This window comes from Pseudomonas sp. AU11447 (genome assembly GCF_001672555.2).
GTDB classification, from domain to species: Bacteria; Pseudomonadota; Gammaproteobacteria; order Pseudomonadales; family Pseudomonadaceae; genus Pseudomonas; species Pseudomonas nitroreducens.
This window is the reverse complement of the sequence record NZ_LZDG02000029.1, coordinates 62,939-86,151: the sequence shown is the minus strand read 5'-3', so window position 1 is coordinate 86,151 and position 23,213 is coordinate 62,939. Positions and strand designations below refer to the sequence as shown.

Here is a 23,213-nt window from a genome sequence, read left to right as displayed (position 1 = left end):
AGAGTCGAACATGTCGTCCATCGAGAGCCTGAAACTGCGTACTTCCATCGACGGCTGGGACCGCCAGGACCCGGAGCAGGCCTTCACCCTGCCGTCGCGCTATTTCTTCGACGAAGCGCTGTTCAAGGCCGAGCGCGACAACATCTTCCTTCGCTCCTGGCACGTCGCCGGGCACCTGAGCGAGTTCGCGGAGGTTGGGCAGTACGTGGTCTGCGACCTGTTCGACCAGAGCATTGTCATCGCCCGCAGCCGCAGTGGGAACATCCGTGCCTTCCACAACGTCTGCCAACACCGCGGCAACCGCCTGCTGGAGGAGCGTCGCGGCAACACCGGCGGCATCGTGCGCTGCGCCTACCACTCCTGGTGCTACGAGATGGATGGCGCGCTGCGCAGTGCGCCGCGCTGCGAGCGCATCAAGAACTTCGACAAGGAAGAATTCGCCATCCCGCAGGTGCGCCTGGAGGAACTGGGCGGCTTCCTCTACTTCAACCTCGACCCGAACGCGCCGTCACTGGCCGAGCTGTTCCCTGGCGCCGACGAGGAGATGCACCGGGTGTTCCCGAACCTGGCCGACATGCGCCTGATCGAGGAGGCGGACGTAATCGTCCCGGCCAACTGGAAAGTGATCATGGACAACTCCATCGAGGGCTATCACTTCAAGCTCTCCGGGCCGTGCCACATCGACCTCGCCAAGCTGATCGACTTCAAGGGCTACCGCCTGACCAAACGCGACAACTGGTGGACCTACATCGCCCCGGCCAACCTCGAAGCAGGCGAGGCTTACGGGGTGAAACTGCGCAGCGACCTGAACCCCGACGAGTGCTTCTTCAACATCGGCATGTGGCCGAACAACACCTTCTACACCTTCCCGTTCTCCGAGTTCCTCGGCACCTTCATCATGATTCCGCTGGACGCCGAACGCTCGCTGCTGCGCTTTGGCTACTACTCGGCGAACGAGCAGACCGCCGAGGTGAGCAAGGCCTGCATGCGCTGGATGAACGAGGAGCTGGGGCCCGAGGACATCGCCCTGAACATCAGCGTGCAGAAGGGCCTGCATTCCATGGGCTACGACCAGGGCCGCTACATGATCGACGCCGAGCGCAGCAACGAGAGCGAACACCTGGTGCACCACTTCCACCGCCTGGTGTTCCAGGGCATCCACGGCGCGCAGCTCTGAGGAATGGCCATGGACTACGACTACGTCATCGTCGGCGCGGGCTCGGCCGGCTGTGTGCTGGCCAACCGCCTGGGCGCCGATCCGGCCGTGCGCATCCTGTTGCTGGAGGCGGGGCCGGCGGACAAGAGCTGGACCATCGACATGCCCTCGGCGGTGGGCATCGTGGTCGGCGGCACACGTTACAACTGGAGCTACAGCAGCGAGCCGGAGCCGTACCTGGATGGCCGGCGGATCGCCACGCCGCGCGGGCGGACCCTGGGCGGGTCGTCCTCGATCAATGGCATGGTCTACATCCGTGGCCACGCCCGCGACTATGACGGCTGGGCGGCGCAGGGCTGCGAAGGCTGGGATTACCAGCGTGTGCTGCCGTACTTCATTCGCTCGGAGAACCATGCCAGCGGCGCCGACGATTACCACGGCGCGGCCGGGCACCTGCACGTCACTCCCGGTGATATCGACACGCCGCTCTGCGCGGCATTCGTCGCGGCGGGCGAGGAGGCGGGCTATGGGCGCAGCAGCGATCTCAACGGTCATCGCCAGGAGGGCTTCGGACGGGTTGATCGCACCACGCGGCAGGGCAAGCGCTGGAGCACGTCACGCGGGTATCTGAGCGAGGCATTGGGGCGCGGTAATGTCACCGTTGCCACGGGGGCATTGGCGCTGCGGATTCTGTTCGAAGGTGAGCGTGCCGTGGGGGTGGAGTACGAGCAGAACGGCCAGGCACTGACCGCCCGTGCAAGCCGCGAAGTATTGTTGACGGCGGGGGCGATCAATTCGCCGCATCTGTTGTTGCTCTCGGGCATCGGCCCGGCGGACGAACTGCGCCAGTTGGGCATCGCGGTGAAGCACGACCTGCCCGGCGTCGGCCGGCGCCTGAACGATCACCCCGACAGCGTTGTGCAGTTCATCTGCAAGGCACCGGTGTCGATCTACCCCTGGACCCGCGCGCCGGGCAAGTGGTGGATTGGCGCGCGCTGGTTCGCCACCCACGACGGGCTGGCGGCGAGCAATCATTTTGAGGCGGGCGCTTTCATCCGCTCCCGCGCGGGTGTCGAACATCCCGATCTGCAGCTGACCTTCATGCCGCTGGCAGTACAGCCGGGCAGCGTGGCGCCGGTGCCGGACCACGCCTTCCAGGTACATATCGACCTGATGCGGCCCACCAGCCTGGGCAGCGTCACCCTGCGCAGCGCCGAGCCCCGGCAGGCACCGCGCATCCTCTTCAACTACCTGCAGACCGAGCAGGACCGCGCCGACATGCGCGCCGGCGCCCGTCTGGTGCGCGAGCTGATGCGCCAGCCGTCGATGCGCGGGCTGGCGGGCGAAGAGCTGACGCCCGGCCCGCTGGCCCACAGCGACGCCGAGCTGGACGCCTGGGCGCGGCGCGTGACCGAGACCGGCTACCATGCCAGCGGTACCTGCAAGATGGGGCTGGCCAACGATCCCGAGGCAGTGGTCGATCCGCAGCTGCGCGTGCACGGCCTGCAGGGGTTGCGTGTGGTGGACGCGTCGATCATGCCGAGCATCGTCAGCGGCAACACCAATGCGCCGACGGTGATGATCGCCGAGAAGGCCAGCGATATGATCCGGGGAATGCCGCCGCTGCCGGCGGCCAATGTCCCGGTGTGGCTGCATCCGCAGTGGCAGCACCAACAGCGCTAAGGAGAGTCGATGGCCAGTGTTGCACCGCCTTCCCGGTTCCGCCGCGAGCCTTTGCGCGTGGGCTTGCTGTTGCTGCCGTCGTTCCCTGGCCTGGGGCTGGCGGCGGTGGTCGAGCCGCTGGCGATCGCCAACTGGCTGGGCGGCGAGGCGCTGTTCGAGTGGCAGCTGCTGTCGCTGGACGGCGAGCCGGTCACCGCCAGCAACGGCCTGACCAGCACGGTCCACGAGGCCATCGACCCGGAGCGGGGCTGGGATGCCTGCTTCGTCATCGCCAGCTTCGACGTGCACAAGCATGCACGCAATCGCCCGCTGAAAAGCTGGTTGCGCCGCCAGGCAGCGTTCGGCGCGACGCTGGCGGGCATCGAGACCGGCACCGAGCTGCTGGCCGCGGCGGGAGTGCTGGATGGCTTTCCCGCGGCGGTGCACTGGGACAACCTGCAGGGCTTCCAGGAGAGTTACCCGAAGGTCCAGGCCCGCGCGCAGCTCTACACCCTCGACCGCCAGCGCCTGACCTGCGCGGGTGCCAGCGCCATCCTCGACCTGATGCTCGGCTGGATCGCCCAGCGGGTGGACGCCGACCTGTCGCGGGAGATCGCCATGCACCTGTTGCTGGGCGAAACCCGCGAGCCCGGCGCGCACCAGTTGCAGGGCCGGCAAAGCGACGCCCACGCCCACGGCGGTAAGGTGCGCCGCGCCATCGCGCTGATGGAACAGGCGCTGGAAGAACCGCTGGAATGCGACGCCATCGCCGAGCGTGTCGGCCTGTCGCGCCGCCAGCTGGAGCGACAGTTCAAGCAGCACACCGGGTTGTCGCCGCTCAAGTACTACATCGTCCTGAGGCTGGGCCGCGCCCACAGCCTGCTGCAGCAGACGCGCCTGAGCGTGGCGCAGGTCGCCGCCAGTTCCGGCTTCGGGTCGCTGGAGCATTTCTCCCGCGCCTACCGCGCGCATTTCGGTTGCCCGCCCAGTGCGGACCGCACCCAGACCTATACCGCACCGGTGATGCGCCAGCCGCTGGGGCGCGATAGCTGACGGCGGCATGCAATGACGCTTTTATAGGAGCGGAATGGCCTAGAGTTTCCCTCTGGAAACGGGGCAGGCGTCGCGAACAGAGCCGGTGGCTTTCCTAGGCAGGCGTCGACAGGTTCCTGCGCAGGTCCGCCGGGCTCATGCCGTAGGCGCTCTGGAAGTACTGGCAGAAGCGCCCGACGTTGCTGAAGCCCAGGGCCAGGGAAATCTCGCTGACCGATTGCGAACCGTCCTGCTGCAGCGCGTCATAGGCGCGCTGCAGGCGCACCTCGCGCTGGTAGGCGACGATGGAGCTGCCGACGAAACGGCGGAAGCCTTCCTGCAGGGCGCGCAGGCTGACGTTGGTCAGCTCGGCCAGGTCGCTGCCGCTGACCAGGGCGTCCGGATGTTCCTGGATGTAGTCCATGGCCAGTTTCACGTGGCGCGGCGCGATCTGCGGGGCAGGGCGCCTGAGCGCGTCGCTGTAGTTGTGCGGCCAGATTTCCAGCACCGAATCCACCAGCATTTCCTGCAGGCGTGCCGGCATCAGTGCGCTGGAATTGATCAGCAGGTCGAACTCGTTGCCGGTGGCCATGGCGACGATCGCCTTGATGCCCTGGAAGGCCTCGTTGCTCAAATCCACCCGTGGCTGGAAGCGCACCTTGTGGCTGATCGGCCGGCCCAGCAGCGTTGCCAGCCGGCGCGCGAACAGCGAGCGGCGCACCGACAGGCCGTGGTGTGCGTGGCCATCGATGAAACCCACCGAACGCACCGAGGCCTTCTCGATGGCGAGGCCGACGCGCGGTGTACCGATGGCTTCGTCGGACTGGTTGAAGACCACGCGCCCGGCGCTGGGAAAGATGAAGGTGATCTCGTCGTCGAGGTCCGGCATCTCGGTCAGCAGGTCGCCGCGAAAGCTCAGGCGGCGGAAGCTCACGCCCTCGTAGCGGCCGTAGACGCCGCCGATGGCGATGGGGCGTTCGGGGCGGGGCATGCCCGAATAGAGGTTGCCGAACAGGCGCGTGTAGAGATCGCCGAAATCGTCGGCGCTCATGCTTTCCGAACGGATCAGGAACTGCTTGCGGGAAGTGCTCGTGTCTACCGTCATGATCCGTCTTCTGGCAGCGCCGTGGGAGCCGCTCCGGCCTGGGGGCCGGCGTGCGGAATGTGGGCGAGCAAGTTAGCGGTCGCGGGTTACAAATCCGTGATGCCGGAGCGCTGCCCCTCACGCCGTATCCACCGAGGGACGTTGTCTGCGTAGCGCGCCTGACGCCAGCGGCGTTATTCGTCCTGCTGGCCGGCGGATAACCCGTTCCGGGTGATGCGCCCAGCGGGGCTTACGGTACCGCCCGCAAACAACTCCCGAGGTCGCAGGGCGCCGGCAGCGAGCGCTGGGCCGCCAGTCGCATCTGCTGCGAGCGCTCGTGGATTTCCAGCATCAGGTGGGCGGTGAACAGGCAACTGCCGATGGTCAGCGCCACGAACAGCGGAATGAGTCTGGACATGCTGGCGACCTCGTCGACCAACTGGGGTTGCCCCACGTTAGTCGCCGCAGTCGCCCGGCAAATCGTCCGCTCGGACTAGCCCAGGGTCGCCACGCTGCGCAGGATCAGGCGCACCAGCATGGTCTGCCGGGTCACCCCGGTCTTGGAGAAGGTCGAGCGCAGGTGGGCGCGCGCGGTGTTGCGGCTGATGCCCAATTCCTCCGAGGCTTCGTCCAGCGTCAGGCCGTTGGCCAGCAGCATGGCCAGCTGCGCTTCGGCCGGGGTCAGGTCGAACAGCGCCTTGACGATTTCCTGCGGGGCGCGGGACTCCTGTTCCGGGTCGCTGACGAAGATCACCACGGAGGGGCAGTGCTTGCCCTCGTTCCATTCGCTCAGTGGCACCGAGCGCACGATGATGCCCAGGTCCGCGCGGCCGGATGGGCGCTGCACGCGCATCGCCTCGACCACCGAGGGTTGTGCGCCTTTCTGTGATTGCAGCGCCTGCTTCACCAGACGGCGGAATTCCTGGCAGTCGCGCGGGGTGCCGACCTGCAGGCTGTCCGCGCTGATCTTCAGGCCATCCTTCTCGCGCAGCAGGTTCTCCGCCACCTGGTTGGTCTGCAGGATCTTGCCGGCCTCGTCGAGGATGATGGTGCCGACGGCGAACTGGTCCACCGCGCCGGCGTAGAGGTTGCGCTCGGTCTCGATGCGGTTGATCTGCGTATGCAACGCCACCGAGCGCTCCAGGTGCGGCACGAAGTAGGCCAGCAGGGCCTTGTCGTTCTCGGTGAAACCGGGCGACTCCACGCCACGGCTGACACGGATGCGGCACAGCGCGCCGTCGCTGGTGCGGATGTCGGCGCCGAGGATGTGGAACACCCCGACCGGTTCGAGGAAGTTGCGGTAGAACTCCGAGGCCAGCCACTGCTCCTTGGAGACGAACTCCTCGAGTATCACCACCTGGCCGCTGGGCAGGTCGACGAAGGGGTCGAGGTTGAAATAGTACTGGTTGTACGAGGCCACGACCTCGGCCGAGCTGCCGTTGGTGTTGACCATCAGGCCTTCGCTCTGGTCGCTGGGCGGTCGCAGGATGAAGGTGACGTACTTGGCTTCGAGGAACTGGTTGAGTTCGTTGAGGAAGGATTGCCACGGCGTACTCTCCAGGGGGCCCTGGTAGAGATTGCCGAGCATCCCGCTGAACCGGACGAGATCGAGCGACTGTGCCATCGGTAGAACCATTCTTATTGTTGTTGTAGGAAAGCGCCGAGGAGATTAATAGGCGCTTTCCGCAAAAGGCAATCGGTCCCGCAAGGCAGGGGACCGGTGGATCAGGCGGGTTCCTCCTCCAGCGCCCGCACCACGAAACTCTTGCGTTCGGCGAGGCCCGCCGGCAGCTCGGCGACGTCGGTATAGAACTGTTCGTACCACTTGCGCAGCTGGTACACCGGGCCGTCACCGTCGCACAGCAGCGGGTTGTCGACGCGGGTCTTGCTGTGCCAGATGGCCACGTCCTCGTAGAAGGCGGCGCGTGCCTGCTCCACGTAGGCCAGGGCCATGGCGCGGTTGTCCTCGGCGGACAGGCCCGGCACCTTCTTCACCAGCACGCCGTAGCGCAGGGTGAAGCTGTTCTGGTCGATGGGCACGTGGCAGTTGAGCAGGATCGATTCGATCGGCTGGCCACCCATGGCGCCGGTCATCCAGGTGATCTGGTAGGCCGGGCCGTAATAGGTGGCCACCGTGCGCAGCTCGCTGTCGCCGGACAGTCGCGCACTGCGGCCGCGCATCACCTGGGAGGCGGTGTGCGCCTCGAAGTGGTTGCTGAACTCGTCGATGGGCGCGCCGTGCACGCTCTTGAAGTGCGCCATGTCGGAGACGTTGTCCACCAGCTCGCGGCAGTTGGTCTCGATCTTCAGCTCGGCGACTTCCCACTCGGCCCAGGCCTCGTCGTAGCAGGCATCGATACGGGGAATGGCCTGTTCGGCGATGGGCGGGTTGCCTTCGGGGTCGTTCCAGACGAACAGCAGGTGGTTCTGCTCCATGACCGGCCAGGACTTGATCTTCGCCCGTGGCGGAATGCGCTTGGCGTAGGGAATGTCGTTGCACACGCCATCGGCGCCCCAGCGCCATTCATGGAAGGGGCAGCGCAGGCTGTTGCCTTCCACGCAGCCGTCGCTCAGGTCCGCGCCCATGTGCGGGCAGTAGCCGTCGAGGATGTGCAGCTGGCCATCCTCGCCCTGGAAGGCCACCAGGCGGGTGCCGAACACGTCCAGGCGGTGGGCCTTGCCGTCGCGATACTGGCTGGCCAGCCCCAGGCAGTGCCAGCCGCGCGCGTAACGGTCCTCGACTGGGCGCACTTCGATACGGTGCAACGTACTCATCTTGTTGTTCTCCCATCAGGTTGCCGCAGGCAGAAGGGCGGCACGAGCCTTGGGTGGATTCTGCAAGCCAGAGCGCTCGCGGCATCGTCTGAACGGACGAGGCCCGCTGCCTAGTCCGGGTGGACGATGCCGGCGCCGCTGTGGCCGGCGATAACGGCGGCACCGACCGACAACAACGACAAACGGTGGAACGATGAGCGAGCAGCAAGGCCGCGTGGCGGTCATCACTGGCGCCGCCAGCGGCATTGGCCGTGGCCTGGCGCAGCACGCGGCAGGCCTGGGCATGCGCATTGCGCTGGCCGATCGCGACCGCGCCGGGCTGGACGAACTGGCCGCCGAGCTGACGGCCGGCGGGTGCGAGGTACTGGCGCAGGTCACCGATGTCAGCCGCGAGCAGGACCTGTTCGCCCTGCGCGATGCGACCCTGGCGCGCTTCGGCGGCGTCGACCTGCTGTTCAACAACGCCGGCATCATGCAGACCGGCGCCAGCTGGGAGCTGAGCGAGGCGCAGTGGCGGCGCATGCTCGACATCAACCTGCTGGGCGTCACCCACGGCCTGCGCGCCTTCGTCCCGACGCTGCTGGTCCAGCAGCGGCCCGCGCATATCGTCAACACCGCATCGCTGGCCGGGCTGCTCGCCAGCCCGTTCTTGGCCGCCTATACGGTCACCAAGCAGGCGCTGGTGGCGCTGTCCGAGGTGTTGCACCACGAGCTGGTCGCCTCGGGCGCGGCCATCGGCGTCTCGGTGCTCTGCCCGGGGCCGGTGGCCAGCCGGATCATGGACTCGGACCAGGCCGGCAATGCCGCCGGGTCGCTCCTCGGCGCGCAGCTGGAGCAGAGCATCCGTGCCGGCATGCCGGCCGACGAGCTGGCTGCGCGGGTGTTCGCCGCCATCGACGAGAAGCGCTTCTGGATCCTCCCGCACCCCGACTTCAAGCCCGCGCTGCAGGCGCGCACGCAAAGCATCCTCGACGAGACCAACCCGGTCTTCCTGCTGGCCGACGTATAAGGAGTGAACATGGCCCTCGATCCCCACATGCAGGCCCTGCTGGAGCAGTTCGCCGGCGCTTTCGCGCTGGATTTCGCACAACTGGACGCCGCCACCTACCGCGGCTTCGCCGACCAGAGCCTGGTCGCCGGCGAGCCGCTGACGCTGGCCGAAGTGCGCGAGCTGCGCCTGCTGGATGACCTGCCAGCGCGGCTGTACCGGCCGAGCGCCGCGGCTGGCCTGCCACTGCTGGTGTTTTTCCACGGCGGTGGCTTCGTCGCCGGCACTCTCGACACCCACGACGACCTCTGCCGGCGCATTGCGCTGGGCAGTGGTGCGGTGGTGGTGTCGGTGGGCTATCGGCTGGCGCCGGAAGCGCCGTTCCCGGCCGCACCCAATGACTGCTGCCAGGCCGTGGCCGAACTGGTGGCGCGCGCCGCCGAGCTGGAGGTGGATGCCACGCGCCTGGCCCTGGCCGGCGACAGCGCCGGCGGTAACCTCGCCATCGCTGCCGCGCGGTTGCTCAGCCAGCGCGGCGGGCCCATCCCCGGCGCGCTGTGCCTGCTCTACCCGGTGACCGACCAGAGCTGCGGCAGCGCGTCCTACCGCGAGTTCGCCAGCGGCCACTTCCTCGAAGCGTCGATGATGCACTGGTTCTGGCGGCAGTACCTGGGGAGCTGGCCGGCGCCGCTGGATGTGCTTGCTTCGCCACTGCATGCCGCTGACCTGGGCGCGCTGCCGCGGACGTTGCTGATGAGCGCCGAATGCGACCCGTTGCGCGACGAAGGCGAAGCCTTCGCCGAGCGCGCCCGTGCGGCCGGCGCCGATGTCGAATGCGTGCGAGCCGAGGGCATGCTGCACGGCTTCGCCAGCTTCGCGCCCTTTGTGCCGCGCGCCCAGGCCTACCTCGACGACGCTGCCGCCTGGCTGCGCGACGTGCTGCGCTGAGGTGCCGGGGATGACGCTGGACAGTCCGCTGCACCTGATCGAAGCGCTGCGCCAGGGCCGGCCGGTGATACTGGTCGACGGCGAGGAGGAGGGCGGCGATGGCATGCTGGTGCAGGCTGCCGAATTCATCGATGACGCCGCGCTGAATTTCTTCGCCGTCGAGGCGCGCGGGCTGGTCTGCCTGGCGCTCACCGATGAACGCTGCGCGGCGCTCGGCCTGCGCTCGATGACCGACAGCCCGCGGCGCGACAGCCTTGGCTTCATGGTCTCGATCGAGGCTGCGCAGGGCATCAGTACCGGCATCTCCGCCGCCGACCGCGCACGCACCGTGCAGGTGGCGGTGGACCCGGCCAGTACCGCGGCCGACCTGGTCAGCCCCGGCCACATCTTCCCGCTGCGCGCATTGCCCGGCGGGGTGATGAGCCGCGCCGGGCATGCCGAGGCGGCCTGCGACCTGGCTCGGCTGGCCGGGCTGCAACCGGCAGCGTTGCTCGCCGGCATCCTCGACGAAGCGGGTGAGAATGCCCGCGGTGAGGTACTGCGTGCGTTTGCCCAGCGCCACGGCCTGCCCATCGGCGGCATCGCCGAACTGATCCACCACCGTATCCTCCATGAAGGCACCATCGCCCGCGGTGCCGAACACCGTATCGATACCCGCCATGGTCCGTTCCGCGTGTGTACCTACCACGATGCCTTCAAGGACGTGGTTCACCTCGCCCTGGTGCGCGGCCAGCTCGATTCGACCCGGCCGGTGCTGGTCCGCGTGCAGGCAGTGGAGACCCTGCGCGACCTGCTCGCCGGCGAGCCGCCGCGCGGGCCGCAGCAGTGGAACCTCGACCGCTCGCTGGCACGCATCGCCGCCGAAGGCAGCGGCGTGCTGGTGCTGCTGGCCCAGCAGGAAAGCGCCGCCGCCATCCTTGACCAGTTGGCGCGCGGGCCGGGGCTGCAGGCACCGAAGTTTGCCCAGCGCACCCTCGGTGTCGGCGCGCAGATCCTGCGCGACCAGGGCGTCCGCAAGATGCGCCTGATGAGCTTCCCGGTACCCTACAAGGCGGTCTCGGGATTCGAGCTGGAAGTCGCCGAATTCGTCCCGTTCACCCAGCCCGAGGAGGCCTGAGATGACCCCGCAGGAAGCAATCGACAAAGTCCTGGCCCCCACTCGCCTGGCCGGCCTCGCGCTGCGCAACCGGGTGATCAAGACCGCCACCTTCGAGGGCATGTGCCCGGCCGGCATTCCCGGCGCCGACCTGGCCGCGCACCACGCGCGGATGGCTCGCGGCGGTGTCGGCCTGACCACGGTGGCCTATTGCGGCGTATCGCCGGACGGCCTGACCTTCGCCGACCAGATGTGGATGCACGAAGGCATCTTCACCCAACTGCGCGGGTTGGCCGACGCGGTGCACCGCGAGGGCGGCGCCATCTCCGCTCAGCTCGCGCACTGCGGCTTCTTCAGCCGCACGCGGCCGCAGAACATTCCGCGCCCGCGTGGGCCCAGTGCCGGGATCAACCAGTACGGGCTGTTCACCGGGGTGCCGTTCGCCGGGGCAATGGGCCCGGCGGACATCCGCAAGACGCTGGCCGAGTACCGCGATGCGGCAGCGCTGGTGAAACGCGCCGGCTTCGACGCCGTGGAAATCCACATGGGCCACGGCTACCTGCTCAGCCAGTTCCTCTCGCCGGCCACCAACCGCCGCAGCGATGCCTACGGCGGCAGCCTGGACAATCGCCTGCGCCTGCCGCTGGAAGTCCTGGCGGCGGTGCGCGAGGCGGTGGGCGAGGACTTCCCGATCCTCGCCAAGCTCAACCTCAGCGATGGCTTTGCCGGTGGGCTGGAGATCGATGACTCCTGCTACGCCGCCAGGCGACTGGCCGAGCACGGGCTGAATGCGCTGGTGATGAGCGGCGGCTTCACCAGTCGCTCGCCGATGTACCTGTTCCGCGGCGAGAGCCCGCTGGCGCAGATGATCCCGCTGGAGCCCAACCCGCTGCAGCGCACGGCGATGAAATGGTTCGGCGGGCGGCTGTTCTCCAGCCTGCCGTACGCGGAGATGTACTTCCTCGACCAGGCGCGCCGGGTACGCCAGGCTACCGATATGCCGCTGGTCTACCTGGGCGGCGTGAGCCAGCGCGACAGCCTGCAGCGTGCGATGGCCGAGGGCTTCGATTTCGTTGCCCTGGGGCGAGCGCTGTTGCGCGATCCGGACCTGGTCAAGCAGGTGCGCACCCAGGGCGAGGCTTACGAAAACGGCTGCAACCATTGCAACCAGTGCGTGGCGAGCATGGCCTTGCCGGGCGGCATTCGCTGCGTGCTCAACCAGCCGGACAGCTTCGCCCACCTGTAGGCGCAGGGTTGCTTGCGAACCTGAACGTCCGGCGCCAGCCCATTCGCGAGCAAGCTCGCTCCTACAAAATCACGAGCCCCTCTCCCGCAAGTGGGAGAGGGGCTCGTGTGGTGCAGGATGAATCTTCGGCGTCAGCCGGCGCGATCTGCCCCCTCTCCCTGAGGGAAGGGCTGGGATGAGTGGAAACACAGTCACGGGTTTTTCCAGGAATAGACAGTTGCTCCTGCATCGGCTGGCTGGTACTCGCGCCTCCTTTCAGGGACACGCTGCACCGGCCCGGCCTGTAGGAGCGAGCTTGCTCGCGAACCTGTTTGAGCGGGTACTGCGACTGGCCAGTCGCGGACTGATGCCGTGTGAAAGGCAGCTGCTCCTGCGAGAGGCTTCTGCACCTGGGCTGGCCCCGTGCTCTCCCGCGTCCTGCGCCGCACTCCGCGCATCCTCGGCAGCCGCCGACCTCAGGGTTTCATGGCCTTCAATATTTCCTGTACCTGCCGCACACCCTCACGGCTGCCATTGAGGTCCGTCCCCACCACGCTCAACACCGCATACCCCTGGGTCAGCAGGTAGGCATCTTCCCGGCGCTGTCGTTCGTTCGGTGCTTTCGCGGCGCTGAGGTTTACGCGCGCGCCGCCGTCCGCGTCCGCCTGCACGGCGAAGACGATGGGCGACCAATCGCTCACCGGCGCATACACCAGTCCGCGCACCTGGGCCGCAGGGCGCGCCGGGTAGTTGAGGTTCAGACCTTGGCCGGCGGGTAGGCCGAGCAGGTTGAAGTCGCACGCTTGCTTCGTTCCGCATGCCTTCTGCACAGCCTGGCCGGCTGCGAGTGCGTGGTCGAGTACGCGCACGGCGAGGCGTGCGCTGTCGTCCAGGGCATCACGGGTGCGCTGCATCCCCGCCTGGGGATCGCGCTGCATCAGCGGCAGGTCGATCGCCGTGGACACCGCCATCGCCGGCACGCCCCGGCGCATGGCCCAGAGCGCGGCGTTAAGTGTGCCGGACATCTGGATCAAGGGACCTGCGTTGTCGCCGAAATTGCTGCCGGAGACCAGCAGGTCCGGCGGATTGTCTTTGAGCAGCAGGTCGAGCCCGGCATTCACCGCATCCACCGGTGTGCCGATGGCCATGTTCTTGCCCGGCGGCAGGGCAAAGCCGGCGGGAGCGCCGACGCAGTACTGCTGGTCGGCGAGGCGGCTGATGGCCAGCGCCTGCCCTGGAGCGACCACGCTGGCGGCGCCGATGCCGCTGTTGTCGGTGTCCGGCGCGACCAGGGTGACGCGGTGCCCCGCGGCACTCAGTTCGCGGTACAGCGCCTGGATGCCCGGTGCGCGGCAGCCGTCGTCATTGGTGAGCAGGATATTCAGCGCACTGGCCTGCTGGGCGAGGCTCAGGCCAGCCATGGCGATGGCGGCGCGGAGGAGCTTGTGCATGGAGCTTTCCTTGTTCTGCGGAGCAAAAGACAAAGCCCGCGCGGTGTCCCGCGCGGGCTTTCGAAGGCGGCCTTACTGGCCGAGTTTGCGCATGTTGGCGGCGGTGAAGTAGTTGGCGTCGTAGTCGGCGCTGTTGAGCTTGGGCGCTGGCTGTTCGTTGGCCATGCGGTCGGCCAGGTAGGAGCCGGCGATGAGGTCGTGGAATAGCGCCACCCGCGCCTGGTTCACCTGGATGTCGTAGGCGTAGACGGTGGTCTGCATATTGGTGCGCCACAGCTGGCCACGGGAGTCGTAGTTGTCGGCCAGCGCGGCGGACCAGCTGTCCTCGTCGAGGTACAGGGTGCGCTTGCCGTAGATGTGCCGTGCGCCCGGTTTCAGCGTGGCTTCCACCACCCACACGCGGTGCAGTTCGTAGCGCATGAAGTCCGGGTTGACGTGGTTGGGCGTGAGGATCTGCGAGTACTTCAGCGCCGGGTCATCGAGCTTGTAGTTGTTGTAGGGGATATAGATTTCGCGCTTGCCGAGCATCTTCCAGTCGTAACGGTCCGGTGCGCCGTTGAACAGGCGGTCCTCGTCGATGGTGCGGAAGCCGCCCGCACCTGTGGGCGTGTCATAGCCGACGGTGGGCGCACGGCGCACGCGACGGGTTCCGGGCAGGTACTGCCAGCTCTGGCGCGGGCTGGCGACCGGGTCGAAGAACTCGTTGCCGCCGATGATCTCGCCCTTGGAGCGTACCGGCTTGAGCGTGGTGATCATGAAGTGGCTCATCACGCCGCCGTCATAGCTCTGCAGCGAGCCTGTCGGCGAGCACCAGGGCGCGAGGATCTGGTAATGCACGGTCTGCAACGCCTGGTTGCCGTTGGAGTAGATCACCGCCTGGTCGTAGGTGGCTTCCTCGCTGTTGGCGCGGGCCTGCAGGGCGTGGTTCCACATCAACTCGTAGCCGTCCTTGGGGATCGGGAAGGGCGACGCACCAAAGGCGTTGCGCACGGCGTTGCCGCCGTCCACCAGCTCGGCGCTGGTGGCATTGGCCTTGATGTTGGCCTCGATCTTCTCGCTGAAGCGGAAGTCGCGGTGCGAGGGGTAGACCGGCATCTTGAACGTGTCGGGATAGCGCTTGAACAGGGCGCGCTGGCCATCGGTGAGGTGCTTGGAGTACTGCTGCATGTTCTGCGCGGTGATGACGAACAACGGCTTCTCGTCGGCATAGGGATCGGCATAGCGGCTGCCGGGGCCGTCGTACTTCACCTGGGGCGGCGCGCCGCGCCACTTGCCGGTCCACGCGGGGATGGTGCCCTCGGCATTACCGGCTTTCTCGGCGCCCATCGGGGTGAGGTCCTGGCCGAGGCGCGCGGCCTCTTCGGGGCTGACCTTGGCCTGGGCCTGGGCGGACAGGCAGGCGAGTCCGGCGGACAGCAGCAGGGCGGGCAGATAAGTCTTGCGGTTCATGGTCTGGCTCCTTGGGCTGGGTCAGAAGCTGTATTTCGCGGTGAGCGAAAGGTTGTCGCGGTCCGCCAGCGTGGTTTCGCTCGGGTTGCCGAGGAACATGTTGTAGCGGGCTTCGAGGCTGAAATTGTTCAGGTAGCGCCAGGTGGTGCCGACGGCGAAGCGGTCGTCGCCTTCGCCCAGGCCGAAGCTGCCGGGCATGGACGAATTGCCGTTGACGGCCTGGCTGAAGATGATCGGCACGCTCAGGTCCCAGCCGTTGAACACGTTGTTGTAATCCAGCGTCAGGTTGAGGGTGTAACCCCAGGCGGAGCGGTCGTAGTAGAGCTTGTCGGTGTTGGGCGTGCGGATCTGCGCGACCCCGGCGCCGGTCGGGACGAACACGTCGAAGCTGGGCGCCTTGTCGTTGTCCATCACGCGGTTGTAGCCGACCTCGCCGGTGAGCGTGGTGTTGTCGGCGAAGGGCAGGGCGCCATAGGAGTGGATGAAGGACACCAGCGCCTGGGCGACATTGGCGCGCACCGGTTGCGGCGTCAGGCCGGTGTCGACCAGCACCGGCTGGCCGTCGCGGTAGCTGATCTCGCCGCTGACGTTGGTCTCGCCGAGCATGCTGGAGAAGCTCGCGCCGTAGAGCTTGATGTCGTCGTAGAAAATCGCCCGGTAGTTGCCGGTGTTCCAGTCGCTGAGGAAGTCCAGCTGCGGGCTGTGGTCGCTGAAGCGCAGGTAGTACAGGCCGAACTCGGTGTTGTTGAGCTGCTCCACCGTGTAGGTGAGCGCGGCACCGTACTGGCCGCTGTTGCCGGGCGTGTCGTCGCCCAGGCGGCGCTGCTGGCCGGTGGAATCGTTGAAGCCGCCTTCGTCGATGTAGTCGGTGGTGGAGAAGAAGTGCCCGACCGGGGTCAGCTCGTTGCGCTTCCACTGGTACTGGTAATACAGCTGCACGCCGAGGTTGTCGGTCAGGCTGTACTGGGTGAAGACCTGGCCCACCGGCAGGAACAGCTCCTTCACCTCGATGCCCGGCGTGTTGGCCTTGGTGGCGTCCACCGGGCTCATCGCACCGGAGATGCCGAAGCCGTTGAACAGGCTCTCGCCCCAGGCCACCACCTGGTTGCCGGCGCGGGCGTTGAGGGTATGGCCGTTCAGGTCCCAGGTACCGTAGGCGTAGGTATCGAGCAGGCGCAGGTCGTCGCCGGCCTGGTCCTCGGTCTCGCCGGAGAAGTGGTCGGGCTTGGAACAGCGGCCGCCGGCGAAGCAGTTGGAGGTGCCGAAGTCGTTGTCGTTGCCGCGCTGGTAGACATCGTCATAGAAGCCGGTGGCGCGGACGAACAGGCCGTAGTCCTGGCGGAACTTGAAGTCCGCCTCGGTGAGGAAGCTGGCGCGGTTGTTGATCAGCGCGCCACGGTCGAAGGCGTTGTCACCGTCATCGCCGTTGGCGATGGCCGCGTTGCTGCCGCCGTTGGACAGCGCATGGGCGCGCTTCTCGGTACGCCACGCCAGGCTGTAGCTCAGGGTGGTATCCCAGTTGACCTGCAGGTCGTCGTTGAACTGGTAGGACAGCGCCTGCGCCTGGCTGGCGAGGAGCAGTCCGCTGGTGCTGATCGCAAGGGCAAGGGGCAACGGCGGGAAGGCGATTCTTATTCTTGTCATCTCGTCCTCTGCTCGGGCAGGCGCTGTCGGCCAGACCCGGAAACGGTGTTGGCGGGAAAGTGGCGGGGCTGACTATGTGGTCACCCGAGTGCGTCAACATCGTCCAAAAAGACTAAGCCGGCGGGACGGGGCCGGGCCGCTCTGGCGCTAGTCCCATCGGACGATGCCGGGGCTTGGCGCGGGCGCGAACAATCGCCGGGCGAGCGTGGTTTTCCGCCACGCCAGATCCCGGAGAACAAGCGCATGAACGCAAGGGCGAGCGGCCAGCGAAGCCGCGAGTGGGACATGGAATGCGACGTCCTGGTGGTGGGCAGCGGCGCCGGCGGCATGACCGCCGCACTGCGCGCCCGCGACCTCGGGCTGGAGGTCCTGCTGGTGGAGAAGAGCGACCGCTACGGCGGCACCACGGCGGTATCCGGCGGTGGTATCTGGATTCCCTGCAACCACCGGATCGCCGCCCTGGGCGGGCAGGATTCGGCGCAGGAAGCCATCCGCTACATCCGCACCGTCAGCCACGACCTGGTGGATGACGGCCGCGTCGAGGCCTATGTCGAACACGGCCGGCGGATGGTCGAATACCTGGAGGGCAGCAGCCGGGTGCGCTTCGAGGCACAGGCGGAGTACGCCGACTACTACCCGGAAGTGCCCGGCGGCAAGCCTGGCTACCGCTCCATGGACCCGCTGCCCTTCGATGCCCGCGAACTGGGCGAGGAGTTTGCACGGATGCGCGAGCCATCCCCCGGCACCCTGATGATGGGCCGCGTCGCCATGACCATGAAGGAAGCCCGCGTGCTGCTCTGCCGCGGCCCCGGCTGGGTCGGCCTGACGATGCGCATCCTCTGGCGCTACTGGCGCGACCTGCCCGCGCGACTGAGCTCGCCCCGCGATCGCTTCCTCACCCTGGGCAACGCACTGATTGCCGCGCTGCGCCGTTCGCTGCTGGATCGCCAGGTGCCGCTATGGCTGAACACCTCGCTGCAGGAGTTGATCGAGGAAGACGGCCGGGTCATTGGCGCGGTGCTGCAGCGCGAAGGTCGGGTTCTTCGGCTTCATGCGAGACACGGCGTGGTCATCGCCGCCGGCGGCTTCGAGCGCAACCAGGCGATGCGCAGCCAGTACCATCCGCAGCCTTCGAATACCCAGTGGACTGCCACGCCGCCGTACAACACCGGCGACGGCATCCGCGCCGGCCAGCAGCTCGGCGCGGCCACCGCACTGATGGAGCACAGCTGGTGGGCGCCCAGCTCGCAGGTCGCCGGTGAGGAAAAGGCCCGCGTGCTGTTCGTCGAACGCAACCTGCCCGGCTGCGTGATGGTGGACTCCGCCGGGCAGCGCTTCGTCAACGAAGGCGCGCCCTACACCGACATCGTCTACGCCATGTATGCCCATGACAGCGAGCAGGCGCGCAGCGTGCCGTGCTGGATGATCTTCGACGCCGAGTTCCGCCGCAAATACCCCTGCGGCGCGCTGTTGCCGGGCTACGCGCAACCGGACAGCCGGGTGCCGAAGCATCTGCAGGGCTACTACCACAAGGCCGACAGCATCCAGGCGCTGGCCGGCGAGATCGGCGTCGATGCCGCCGGGCTTGCGCGCACACTGGAGCGTTTCAACCGCTACGCCGCGCTCGGCCAGGACCCGGACTTCCACAAGGGTGAGTCCCTGTTCGACCGTTACTACGGCGACCCGCACGTGCAGCCCAACCCGTGCCTGGCGCCGTTGCTGAAGGCGCCGTTCTACGCGGTGAAGATCGACGCCGGCGACATCGGCACCAAGGGCGGCCTGCTCACCGACGTGCATGCCCGCGTACTGCGCGAGGACGGCAGCGCCATCGACGGCCTCTATGCCATCGGCAACTCCGCCGCCTCGATGATGGGCGCCACCTATCCCGGCGCCGGTTCCACCATCGGCCCGGCGATGACCTTCGGCTTCCTCGCCGCCGAACACATCCAGCAGCAGGCCGGGCAGACCCGCGCCCAACCGGAGGTATCGCGCAATGCCTGAGTCCACTTCCCGCATCGCCCTCGTCACCGGCGCCAGCCGTGGCGTCGGCAAGGGCATCGCCGAGGCGTTGGGCGCTGCCGGCATGACCGTCTATGTCACCGGGCGCTCGGTCGAATCGGGCAACGCACGCCTGCGCGGCCAGGTGATGCACGGCAGCATCCACGAGACGGCGGCGGCCATCGACGCCGCTGGCGGAAAGGGCATCGCCGTGCAGTGTGACCACGCCGATGACGAGCAGGTGCGCGGGTTGTTCCAGCGCATCGACGCCGAGCACGGCCGCCTCGACCTGCTGGTGAACAACGTCGCCTTCATCCACGAACAACTGATCGATCCCGGCCCGTTCTGGGAGAAGCCGCTGGAGCTGGTGGACATCCTCGACATCGGCCTGCGCTCGGCCTACGTCGCCAGCTACCACGCCGCACCCTTGCTGCTGCGCGCACCGAAGGCCCTGGTGGCGTTCACCTCATCCTTCGGCGCCGGCTGCTACATGCACGGCCCGGCGTATGGCGCGCAGAAGGCCGGCGTGGACAAGCTCGCGGCCGACATGGCCATCGACTTCGAAGGCACCGGCGTGGCGGCGCTGTCCCTCTGGCTCGGCCCGCAACTGACCGAGCGCACCGCCATTGCCGGCCAGGCCCGCGCCGAGCAGTACGAAGCCTTCCTCGCCATGGCCGAGACGCCGCAGTTCAACGGGCGGATCATCCAGGCGCTGCTCGCCGACCCGGAGCTGCCACAACTCTCCGGGCAGACCCTGGTCAGCGCCGAACTGGCGTTGCGCTACGGCATCCAGGAAGCCGACGGCCGCCAGCCACCGTCCTGGCGCGAGCAGCTCGGCGCGCCACGGGTGCAGCATCCGGCACGGGTGATCTGAACCGAGTAGTTGCGCGGCGGTAGAAAACGCCGCGGGTGTTGTGCGCCCCACGCCGGGATCCGGCGTGGGGCGTTTGCGTTCSTGGGCGGCATGCTTTTCGGGACAGSGGTTCGCGAGCAAGCTCGCTCCTACAGTGGCCACCTGTATCAGGCGTGGCTCTTTCGTAAGAGCGAGCTTGCTCGCGAACAGAACCCGCTCGCTGCGGGTGTTGTRCGCCCCACGCCGTGACCCGGCGAGGGGCGTTTGCGTTCGGGGGCGGCATGCTTTTCGGTACAGGGGTTCGCGAGCAAGCTCGCTCCTACAGTGGCCACTTGCATCATAGCGCTGCTCTTTGTAGGAGCGAGCTTGCTCGCGAACAGAGCCTGCTCGATGCCAATGCGTAGGACGTACAACGCCCGGTGTTGCACGCCGTCTGCCCGCTGCCGGTTCCGGCGATGATTGGCCAGGTGGGCTCTGCGCGCCAAAACAAAACGGGCCCCGAAGGGCCCGTCCTGGTGATGCCGGTTCCGCCTCAGGCGATCTGCAGCTTGTCGCGGAAGTAGGGGATGACCTTCTCGCCGATGTTCTTCAGCGTCTCGATCTGCGCCCACTGCGGCACGGTGCCCATCTGGCAGATGAACAGGATCTCGTCGGCGCCGGCGTCGATCAGGCGCTGCACGTAGCCGATGCAGTCGTTCACCGTACCGTAGGCGTGGTTGGGGTTCATCATCGCCATGGTCGGGTCGGAGAAGTCCACGGTCACTTCCTCGGAGGCGAAGCGCGAGCGGATCACCGCCTGGCCGTTGCCGTCGACGAAGGTGTCGTCCTGCCACTTGGCCGGGTCCGGGCGCTCGCCGCCGGCGTACCAGTAGGCGAGCGATTCCATGAAGTAGCGCTGGCCACGGACGCCGATGGCGCGGGCCTTCTCGTTGTCGTCGAGGACGATGGCCGGGCACAGCGCGGCGATGTGGCGGTTCGGGCGGAAGCCGACCTGGTTGGCCTCGTCACGGTTGTCCCAGGCCTCGTGGTAGACCGCGACCTTCTTGGCGATCTCCTCCGGGCCGCCGAAGCCCAATACCAGCGCGCCCATGCCGCGGCCGCCGGCGTTCTTCAGCGACTCGGTGTTGGTGCAGGCCAGGTACATCGGCGGGTGCGGGTCCTGGTAGGGCTTGGGATGGATCGGCCGTCGGGGAATCTTCACGTACACGCCGTCGTGCTCGATCTCGTCCTGCACGAACATCTTCGGGATCAGGTACATGGCTTCGTCGATCTGCGGCTGCAGGGTCGCCAGGTCGTAGCCGAAGGTGCCGGCTTCCTGCTGGGTGCCGCCCTTGCCGACGCCGAAGTGCACGCGGCCGCCGGACAGCAGGTCGAGGGTGGCGATGCGCTCGGCGACCTTCACCGGGTGGTTCATCGCCGGCGGCAGGCAGACCACGCCGTGGCCGATGCCGATGCGCTGGGTCTTGCCGGCGACGAAGGCGAGCATGGTTTCCGGCGCGGACATGTGCGAGTAGTTGGTCAGCGCGGTGTGCTCAACGCACCAGAAGGTGTCGAAGCCGAGCTGGTCGGCCAGCACGGCCTGTTCGACGGTTTCCTCGAAGATGCGGCGGTCGCCTTCGCGGGTGCTGTCCAGCGTCTGCGCTTCGTAGATCAGAGAGAATTTCATGGGATGCGTCCCTTGTCAGGTTTGGCGGGCCGACGGGCTCTGCCTCGTGGCCATGTTCGATGTTCGCCGGCGCCGCGGAATCGCCCGAACGGACTACGCCGAAGCGCCGGGGTGGCGGGGGAGCCGGGACGCAGGATGGGTGGAGCGAAGCGATACCCAGGCTGCTGGAACTCACCAGACCTGACCGCATGGGTATCGCAGGTTCCACCCGTCCTACGGGTGCTCCTGGGCCGGGCTCAGAGGAAGAAGTCCGTGGAGTCCTGGCCCATGCTCACGCCGCCGAGGTTCCAGGCATACTTGGCCGGGCTGTTGGCGACGTGGGCGCGGCCGGTGTGGATGTCGCGGAAGGCGCGGTTGATCGGGTGCTCGCGGAAGATGGTGGCGGCGCCGCTGTTGAACATCAGCGTGCTCGCCGCGCGGGCGCATTTGTCCGCGACCAGGGCGGAGTCGTAACGCATCTTCACCCGCTCGGGCATGCTCAGCGGCTCGCCGTCGCGGGCGCGTTGCATCATCACGTCGAAGTTGCGCAGCAGCACGGTGCGGCACTCGTCGGCGACCACCATGGCATCGGCCAGCGCCTGCTGTGCGCCGGCGTCCTGGCCCATCCTGCGGCCGTCGTTGACGCCTACGCGGGCGCGGTTGTGCTCGATGAACAGGTTCACCGCGCCCTGCAGCGCGCCGATGGCCGCCGAGGACACCGCGCGGACGAATATCTGCCCGAACGGCAGGCGGAACAGCGGTGCGCTGTTCACCGCATTGCCTGGGCTGTTCTGCATGAAGCCGTCGAGGGCGCGGTGCGTGCGGTACTCGGGGACGAAGGCGTCTTCCACCAGCACATCGTGGGAGCCGGTCGCCTCCAGGCCCATCACGTTCCAGTTGTCGAGCACCTGGTAGTCACTGCGCGGTACCAGGAAGGTGCGGTAGTCCGGCGCGCCGCCCGGCTCGCTCGGCGGCACCAGCGCACCGAGGAATGCCCACTCGCAATGCGTGCTGCCGCTGGAGAATCCCCAGCGCCCGGAGAGGCGGAAGCCGCCCTCCACCGGTGTGACCTTGCCCACCGGCATGTAGGACGAGGAGATCAGTACGCTGGAATCCTTGCCCCACACATCCTGCGCGGCGCGGTCGTCGAACAGCGCCAGCTGCCAGTTGTGGATGGCTACCACGCCGAGCACCCAGGCGGAGGACATGCAGCCCTCGGCGAGGGTCATCTGCACCTCGAAGAAGTCTTTCGGCTCCAGCTCATAGCCTTCCCAGCGCGCCGGCTGGAGGATGCGGAAGAACCCGGCTTCATGGAAGTCGCGAAGGGTTGCCTCCGGCAGTTGTCCTTCACGGGCGGCGCCGGCGGCGCGTTCGCGCAGCACCGGTACCAGCTCGCGGGCGCGCTGGCGCAGGCGCTGACGGATCAGGTCGTGGTCGAGCATCTTGTTGTTCTCCTGTGGTCGCCCGATGGGGCGGTGCTCGGTCTCCCGCGTCGGATCGCAGGGGCCTTCGCGGGCATTTGAACAACGCGGGAATTCGCCCACATCCCACAAACGGACCATATCGGCGCGCTGCTCGGGCGCGGCACCGACTAGTCCCCTCGGACGATGTTGCGCAGCGGGCACCACCACAGAATCCATCGCACTACACCTCAGTCCAACAAGAACCAGCGAGGCCCCGTGCGATGAACCAGGACACTCTGAAAGCCGACATGCTCCAGGCCATGCGCCGGCTCGCCAAGTCGGTGACCATCATCACCACCAGCGATGGCCGCGAGCGCTACGCCATGTCGGCCACGGCGGTGGATTCGCTGTCCACCGAGCCGCCGTCGCTGCTGATCTGCGTGAACCAGACCGCCTCGCTGCACCGCGTGCTGGAGGCCGGCGCGGACTTCTGCGTGAACATCCTCGGCCAGGAGCAGGAACACCTGTCGCACCTGTGCAGTGGTCCGGTGAAAGGCGAGGGGCGCTTCGCCAGCGGCGACTGGCGCACCTCCGAGTGCGGCGTGCCGTACCTGGCGGACGCGCAGTCCAGCGTGGTCTGCGAGCAGGACGGGCGCTTCACCTACGGCACCCACACGGTGTTCATCGGACGCATCCGCGAGGTTCGCAATACCCCGCGCATCACCCCGCTGATCTACGTGAACGGCACCTACACCACCGCCGTCGCCGTGCAGGCGCCGAGCGTGGCGGCGGCGGGCTGATCGC

General features: G+C 67.5%; 19 protein-coding genes. 10 read left to right on the top strand and 9 right to left on the bottom strand.

Annotated elements, in window-relative coordinates; translation table 11 throughout:
- Positions 1-10 precede the first annotated feature (10 nt).
- From A6723_RS08615 to A6723_RS08605, 3 genes are read left to right on the top strand one after another with little or no spacing between them, the layout of a single operon-like run.
- Positions 11-1,177 carry an aromatic ring-hydroxylating dioxygenase subunit alpha gene (locus A6723_RS08615; RefSeq protein ID WP_054907187.1) on the top strand — a complete coding sequence of 389 codons (1,167 nt, stop codon included), beginning with the start codon at positions 11-13 and terminating at the stop codon, positions 1,175-1,177.
- A 3-nt stretch (positions 1,178-1,180) separates the two neighbouring features.
- On the top strand, positions 1,181-2,839 hold the full coding sequence (locus A6723_RS08610; RefSeq protein ID WP_054907186.1) for a choline dehydrogenase: 1,659 nt from the start codon (positions 1,181-1,183) through the stop codon (positions 2,837-2,839).
- A gap of 9 nt (positions 2,840-2,848) precedes the next feature.
- Entirely contained in the window at positions 2,849-3,871 is a 1,023-nt protein-coding gene (locus A6723_RS08605) for a GlxA family transcriptional regulator (protein ID WP_054907185.1), read from the top strand.
- A gap of 94 nt (positions 3,872-3,965) precedes the next feature.
- Here A6723_RS08605 and A6723_RS08600 read toward each other — a convergent pair whose 3' ends face one another.
- The 4 genes from A6723_RS08600 to A6723_RS08590 all read right to left on the bottom strand — a co-directional run bounded on the left by A6723_RS08600 (position 3,966) and on the right by A6723_RS08590 (position 7,709).
- Positions 3,966-4,955, bottom strand: a complete 990-nt coding sequence (locus A6723_RS08600) for an AraC family transcriptional regulator (RefSeq protein ID WP_054907184.1) — start codon at positions 4,953-4,955, stop codon at positions 3,966-3,968.
- A 229-nt stretch (positions 4,956-5,184) separates the two neighbouring features.
- Entirely contained in the window at positions 5,185-5,352 is a 168-nt protein-coding gene (locus A6723_RS32080) for a hypothetical protein (protein WP_156356592.1), read from the bottom strand.
- A 75-nt stretch (positions 5,353-5,427) separates the two neighbouring features.
- Positions 5,428-6,558, bottom strand: coding sequence for a helix-turn-helix transcriptional regulator (locus A6723_RS08595; protein WP_054907183.1), 1,131 nt, complete (start codon positions 6,556-6,558; stop codon positions 5,428-5,430).
- Positions 6,559-6,659: 101 nt separating this feature from the next.
- On the bottom strand, positions 6,660-7,709 hold the full coding sequence (locus A6723_RS08590) for a Rieske 2Fe-2S domain-containing protein (RefSeq protein WP_054907182.1): 1,050 nt from the start codon (positions 7,707-7,709) through the stop codon (positions 6,660-6,662).
- 193 nt (positions 7,710-7,902) lie between these two features.
- Here A6723_RS08590 and A6723_RS08585 point away from each other — a divergent pair, with 193 nt between their 5' ends.
- From A6723_RS08585 to A6723_RS08570, 4 genes are read left to right on the top strand one after another with little or no spacing between them, the layout of a single operon-like run.
- Entirely contained in the window at positions 7,903-8,718 is an 816-nt protein-coding gene (locus A6723_RS08585) for an SDR family NAD(P)-dependent oxidoreductase (protein WP_054907181.1), read from the top strand.
- 9 nt (positions 8,719-8,727) lie between these two features.
- Entirely contained in the window at positions 8,728-9,645 is a 918-nt protein-coding gene (locus A6723_RS08580) for an alpha/beta hydrolase (RefSeq protein WP_054907180.1), read from the top strand.
- A 10-nt stretch (positions 9,646-9,655) separates the two neighbouring features.
- On the top strand, positions 9,656-10,762 hold the full coding sequence (locus A6723_RS08575; protein WP_054907179.1) for a 3,4-dihydroxy-2-butanone-4-phosphate synthase: 1,107 nt from the start codon (positions 9,656-9,658) through the stop codon (positions 10,760-10,762).
- A gap of 1 nt (position 10,763) precedes the next feature.
- Complete coding sequence (locus A6723_RS08570; RefSeq protein WP_054907178.1) at positions 10,764-11,987, top strand: NADH:flavin oxidoreductase; 1,224 nt, start codon at positions 10,764-10,766, stop codon at positions 11,985-11,987.
- Positions 11,988-12,442: 455 nt separating this feature from the next.
- Here A6723_RS08570 and surE read toward each other — a convergent pair whose 3' ends face one another.
- The 3 genes from surE to A6723_RS08555 form a co-directional block, all read right to left on the bottom strand.
- A complete protein-coding gene (surE, locus tag A6723_RS08565) occupies positions 12,443-13,417 on the bottom strand; it encodes a 5'/3'-nucleotidase SurE (protein WP_054907177.1) in 975 nt (324 codons plus the stop codon).
- 72 nt (positions 13,418-13,489) lie between these two features.
- The gene (locus A6723_RS08560; RefSeq protein WP_054907176.1) at positions 13,490-14,866 is read right to left on the bottom strand and encodes a DUF1329 domain-containing protein; all 1,377 of its coding nucleotides are present in this window, start codon (positions 14,864-14,866) and stop codon (positions 13,490-13,492) included.
- A gap of 21 nt (positions 14,867-14,887) precedes the next feature.
- Complete coding sequence (locus A6723_RS08555) at positions 14,888-16,510, bottom strand: DUF1302 domain-containing protein (RefSeq protein ID WP_054907175.1); 1,623 nt, start codon at positions 16,508-16,510, stop codon at positions 14,888-14,890.
- 285 nt (positions 16,511-16,795) lie between these two features.
- Here A6723_RS08555 and A6723_RS08550 point away from each other — a divergent pair, with 285 nt between their 5' ends.
- Both A6723_RS08550 and A6723_RS08545 read left to right on the top strand, forming a co-directional pair.
- Complete coding sequence (locus A6723_RS08550; RefSeq protein WP_256233629.1) at positions 16,796-18,511, top strand: FAD-dependent oxidoreductase; 1,716 nt, start codon at positions 16,796-16,798, stop codon at positions 18,509-18,511.
- On the top strand, positions 18,504-19,382 hold the full coding sequence (locus tag A6723_RS08545) for an SDR family NAD(P)-dependent oxidoreductase (RefSeq protein ID WP_054907173.1): 879 nt from the start codon (positions 18,504-18,506) through the stop codon (positions 19,380-19,382). Before A6723_RS08550 ends, A6723_RS08545 begins: the two co-directional genes overlap by 8 nt.
- A 511-nt stretch (positions 19,383-19,893) precedes the next feature.
- On the opposite strand, the gene A6723_RS08540 is transcribed toward A6723_RS08545, so the two are convergent.
- Entirely contained in the window at positions 19,894-21,027 is a 1,134-nt protein-coding gene (locus A6723_RS08540) for an LLM class flavin-dependent oxidoreductase (protein WP_054907172.1), read from the bottom strand.
- A 236-nt stretch (positions 21,028-21,263) separates the two neighbouring features.
- Positions 21,264-22,448, bottom strand: coding sequence for an acyl-CoA dehydrogenase family protein (locus A6723_RS08535; protein WP_054907171.1), 1,185 nt, complete (start codon positions 22,446-22,448; stop codon positions 21,264-21,266).
- Positions 22,449-22,690: 242 nt separating this feature from the next.
- Here A6723_RS08535 and A6723_RS08530 point away from each other — a divergent pair, with 242 nt between their 5' ends.
- Positions 22,691-23,209 carry a flavin reductase family protein gene (locus A6723_RS08530; protein ID WP_054907170.1) on the top strand — a complete coding sequence of 173 codons (519 nt, stop codon included), beginning with the start codon at positions 22,691-22,693 and terminating at the stop codon, positions 23,207-23,209.
- Positions 23,210-23,213 lie beyond the last annotated feature (4 nt).

Excerpts from the sequence above, each read along its gene's own strand:
- A6723_RS08615 (WP_054907187.1), top strand. The coding sequence starts at position 11 with ATGTCGTCCATCGAGAGCCTGAAACTGCGTACTTCCATCGACGGCTGG.
- A6723_RS08610 (WP_054907186.1), top strand. The coding sequence starts at position 1,181 with ATGGCCATGGACTACGACTACGTCATCGTCGGCGCGGGCTCGGCCGGC.
- A6723_RS08605 (WP_054907185.1), top strand. The coding sequence starts at position 2,849 with ATGGCCAGTGTTGCACCGCCTTCCCGGTTCCGCCGCGAGCCTTTGCGC.
- A6723_RS08600 (WP_054907184.1), bottom strand. The coding sequence starts at position 4,955 with ATGACGGTAGACACGAGCACTTCCCGCAAGCAGTTCCTGATCCGTTCG.
- A6723_RS32080 (WP_156356592.1), bottom strand. The coding sequence starts at position 5,352 with ATGTCCAGACTCATTCCGCTGTTCGTGGCGCTGACCATCGGCAGTTGC.
- A6723_RS08595 (WP_054907183.1), bottom strand. The coding sequence starts at position 6,558 with ATGGCACAGTCGCTCGATCTCGTCCGGTTCAGCGGGATGCTCGGCAAT.
- A6723_RS08590 (WP_054907182.1), bottom strand. The coding sequence starts at position 7,709 with ATGAGTACGTTGCACCGTATCGAAGTGCGCCCAGTCGAGGACCGTTAC.
- A6723_RS08585 (WP_054907181.1), top strand. The coding sequence starts at position 7,903 with ATGAGCGAGCAGCAAGGCCGCGTGGCGGTCATCACTGGCGCCGCCAGC.
- A6723_RS08580 (WP_054907180.1), top strand. The coding sequence starts at position 8,728 with ATGGCCCTCGATCCCCACATGCAGGCCCTGCTGGAGCAGTTCGCCGGC.
- A6723_RS08575 (WP_054907179.1), top strand. The coding sequence starts at position 9,656 with ATGACGCTGGACAGTCCGCTGCACCTGATCGAAGCGCTGCGCCAGGGC.
- A6723_RS08570 (WP_054907178.1), top strand. The coding sequence starts at position 10,764 with ATGACCCCGCAGGAAGCAATCGACAAAGTCCTGGCCCCCACTCGCCTG.
- surE (WP_054907177.1), bottom strand. The coding sequence starts at position 13,417 with ATGCACAAGCTCCTCCGCGCCGCCATCGCCATGGCTGGCCTGAGCCTC.
- A6723_RS08560 (WP_054907176.1), bottom strand. The coding sequence starts at position 14,866 with ATGAACCGCAAGACTTATCTGCCCGCCCTGCTGCTGTCCGCCGGACTC.
- A6723_RS08555 (WP_054907175.1), bottom strand. The coding sequence starts at position 16,510 with ATGACAAGAATAAGAATCGCCTTCCCGCCGTTGCCCCTTGCCCTTGCG.
- A6723_RS08550 (WP_256233629.1), top strand. The coding sequence starts at position 16,796 with ATGGAATGCGACGTCCTGGTGGTGGGCAGCGGCGCCGGCGGCATGACC.
- A6723_RS08545 (WP_054907173.1), top strand. The coding sequence starts at position 18,504 with ATGCCTGAGTCCACTTCCCGCATCGCCCTCGTCACCGGCGCCAGCCGT.
- A6723_RS08540 (WP_054907172.1), bottom strand. The coding sequence starts at position 21,027 with ATGAAATTCTCTCTGATCTACGAAGCGCAGACGCTGGACAGCACCCGC.
- A6723_RS08535 (WP_054907171.1), bottom strand. The coding sequence starts at position 22,448 with ATGCTCGACCACGACCTGATCCGTCAGCGCCTGCGCCAGCGCGCCCGC.
- A6723_RS08530 (WP_054907170.1), top strand. The coding sequence starts at position 22,691 with ATGAACCAGGACACTCTGAAAGCCGACATGCTCCAGGCCATGCGCCGG.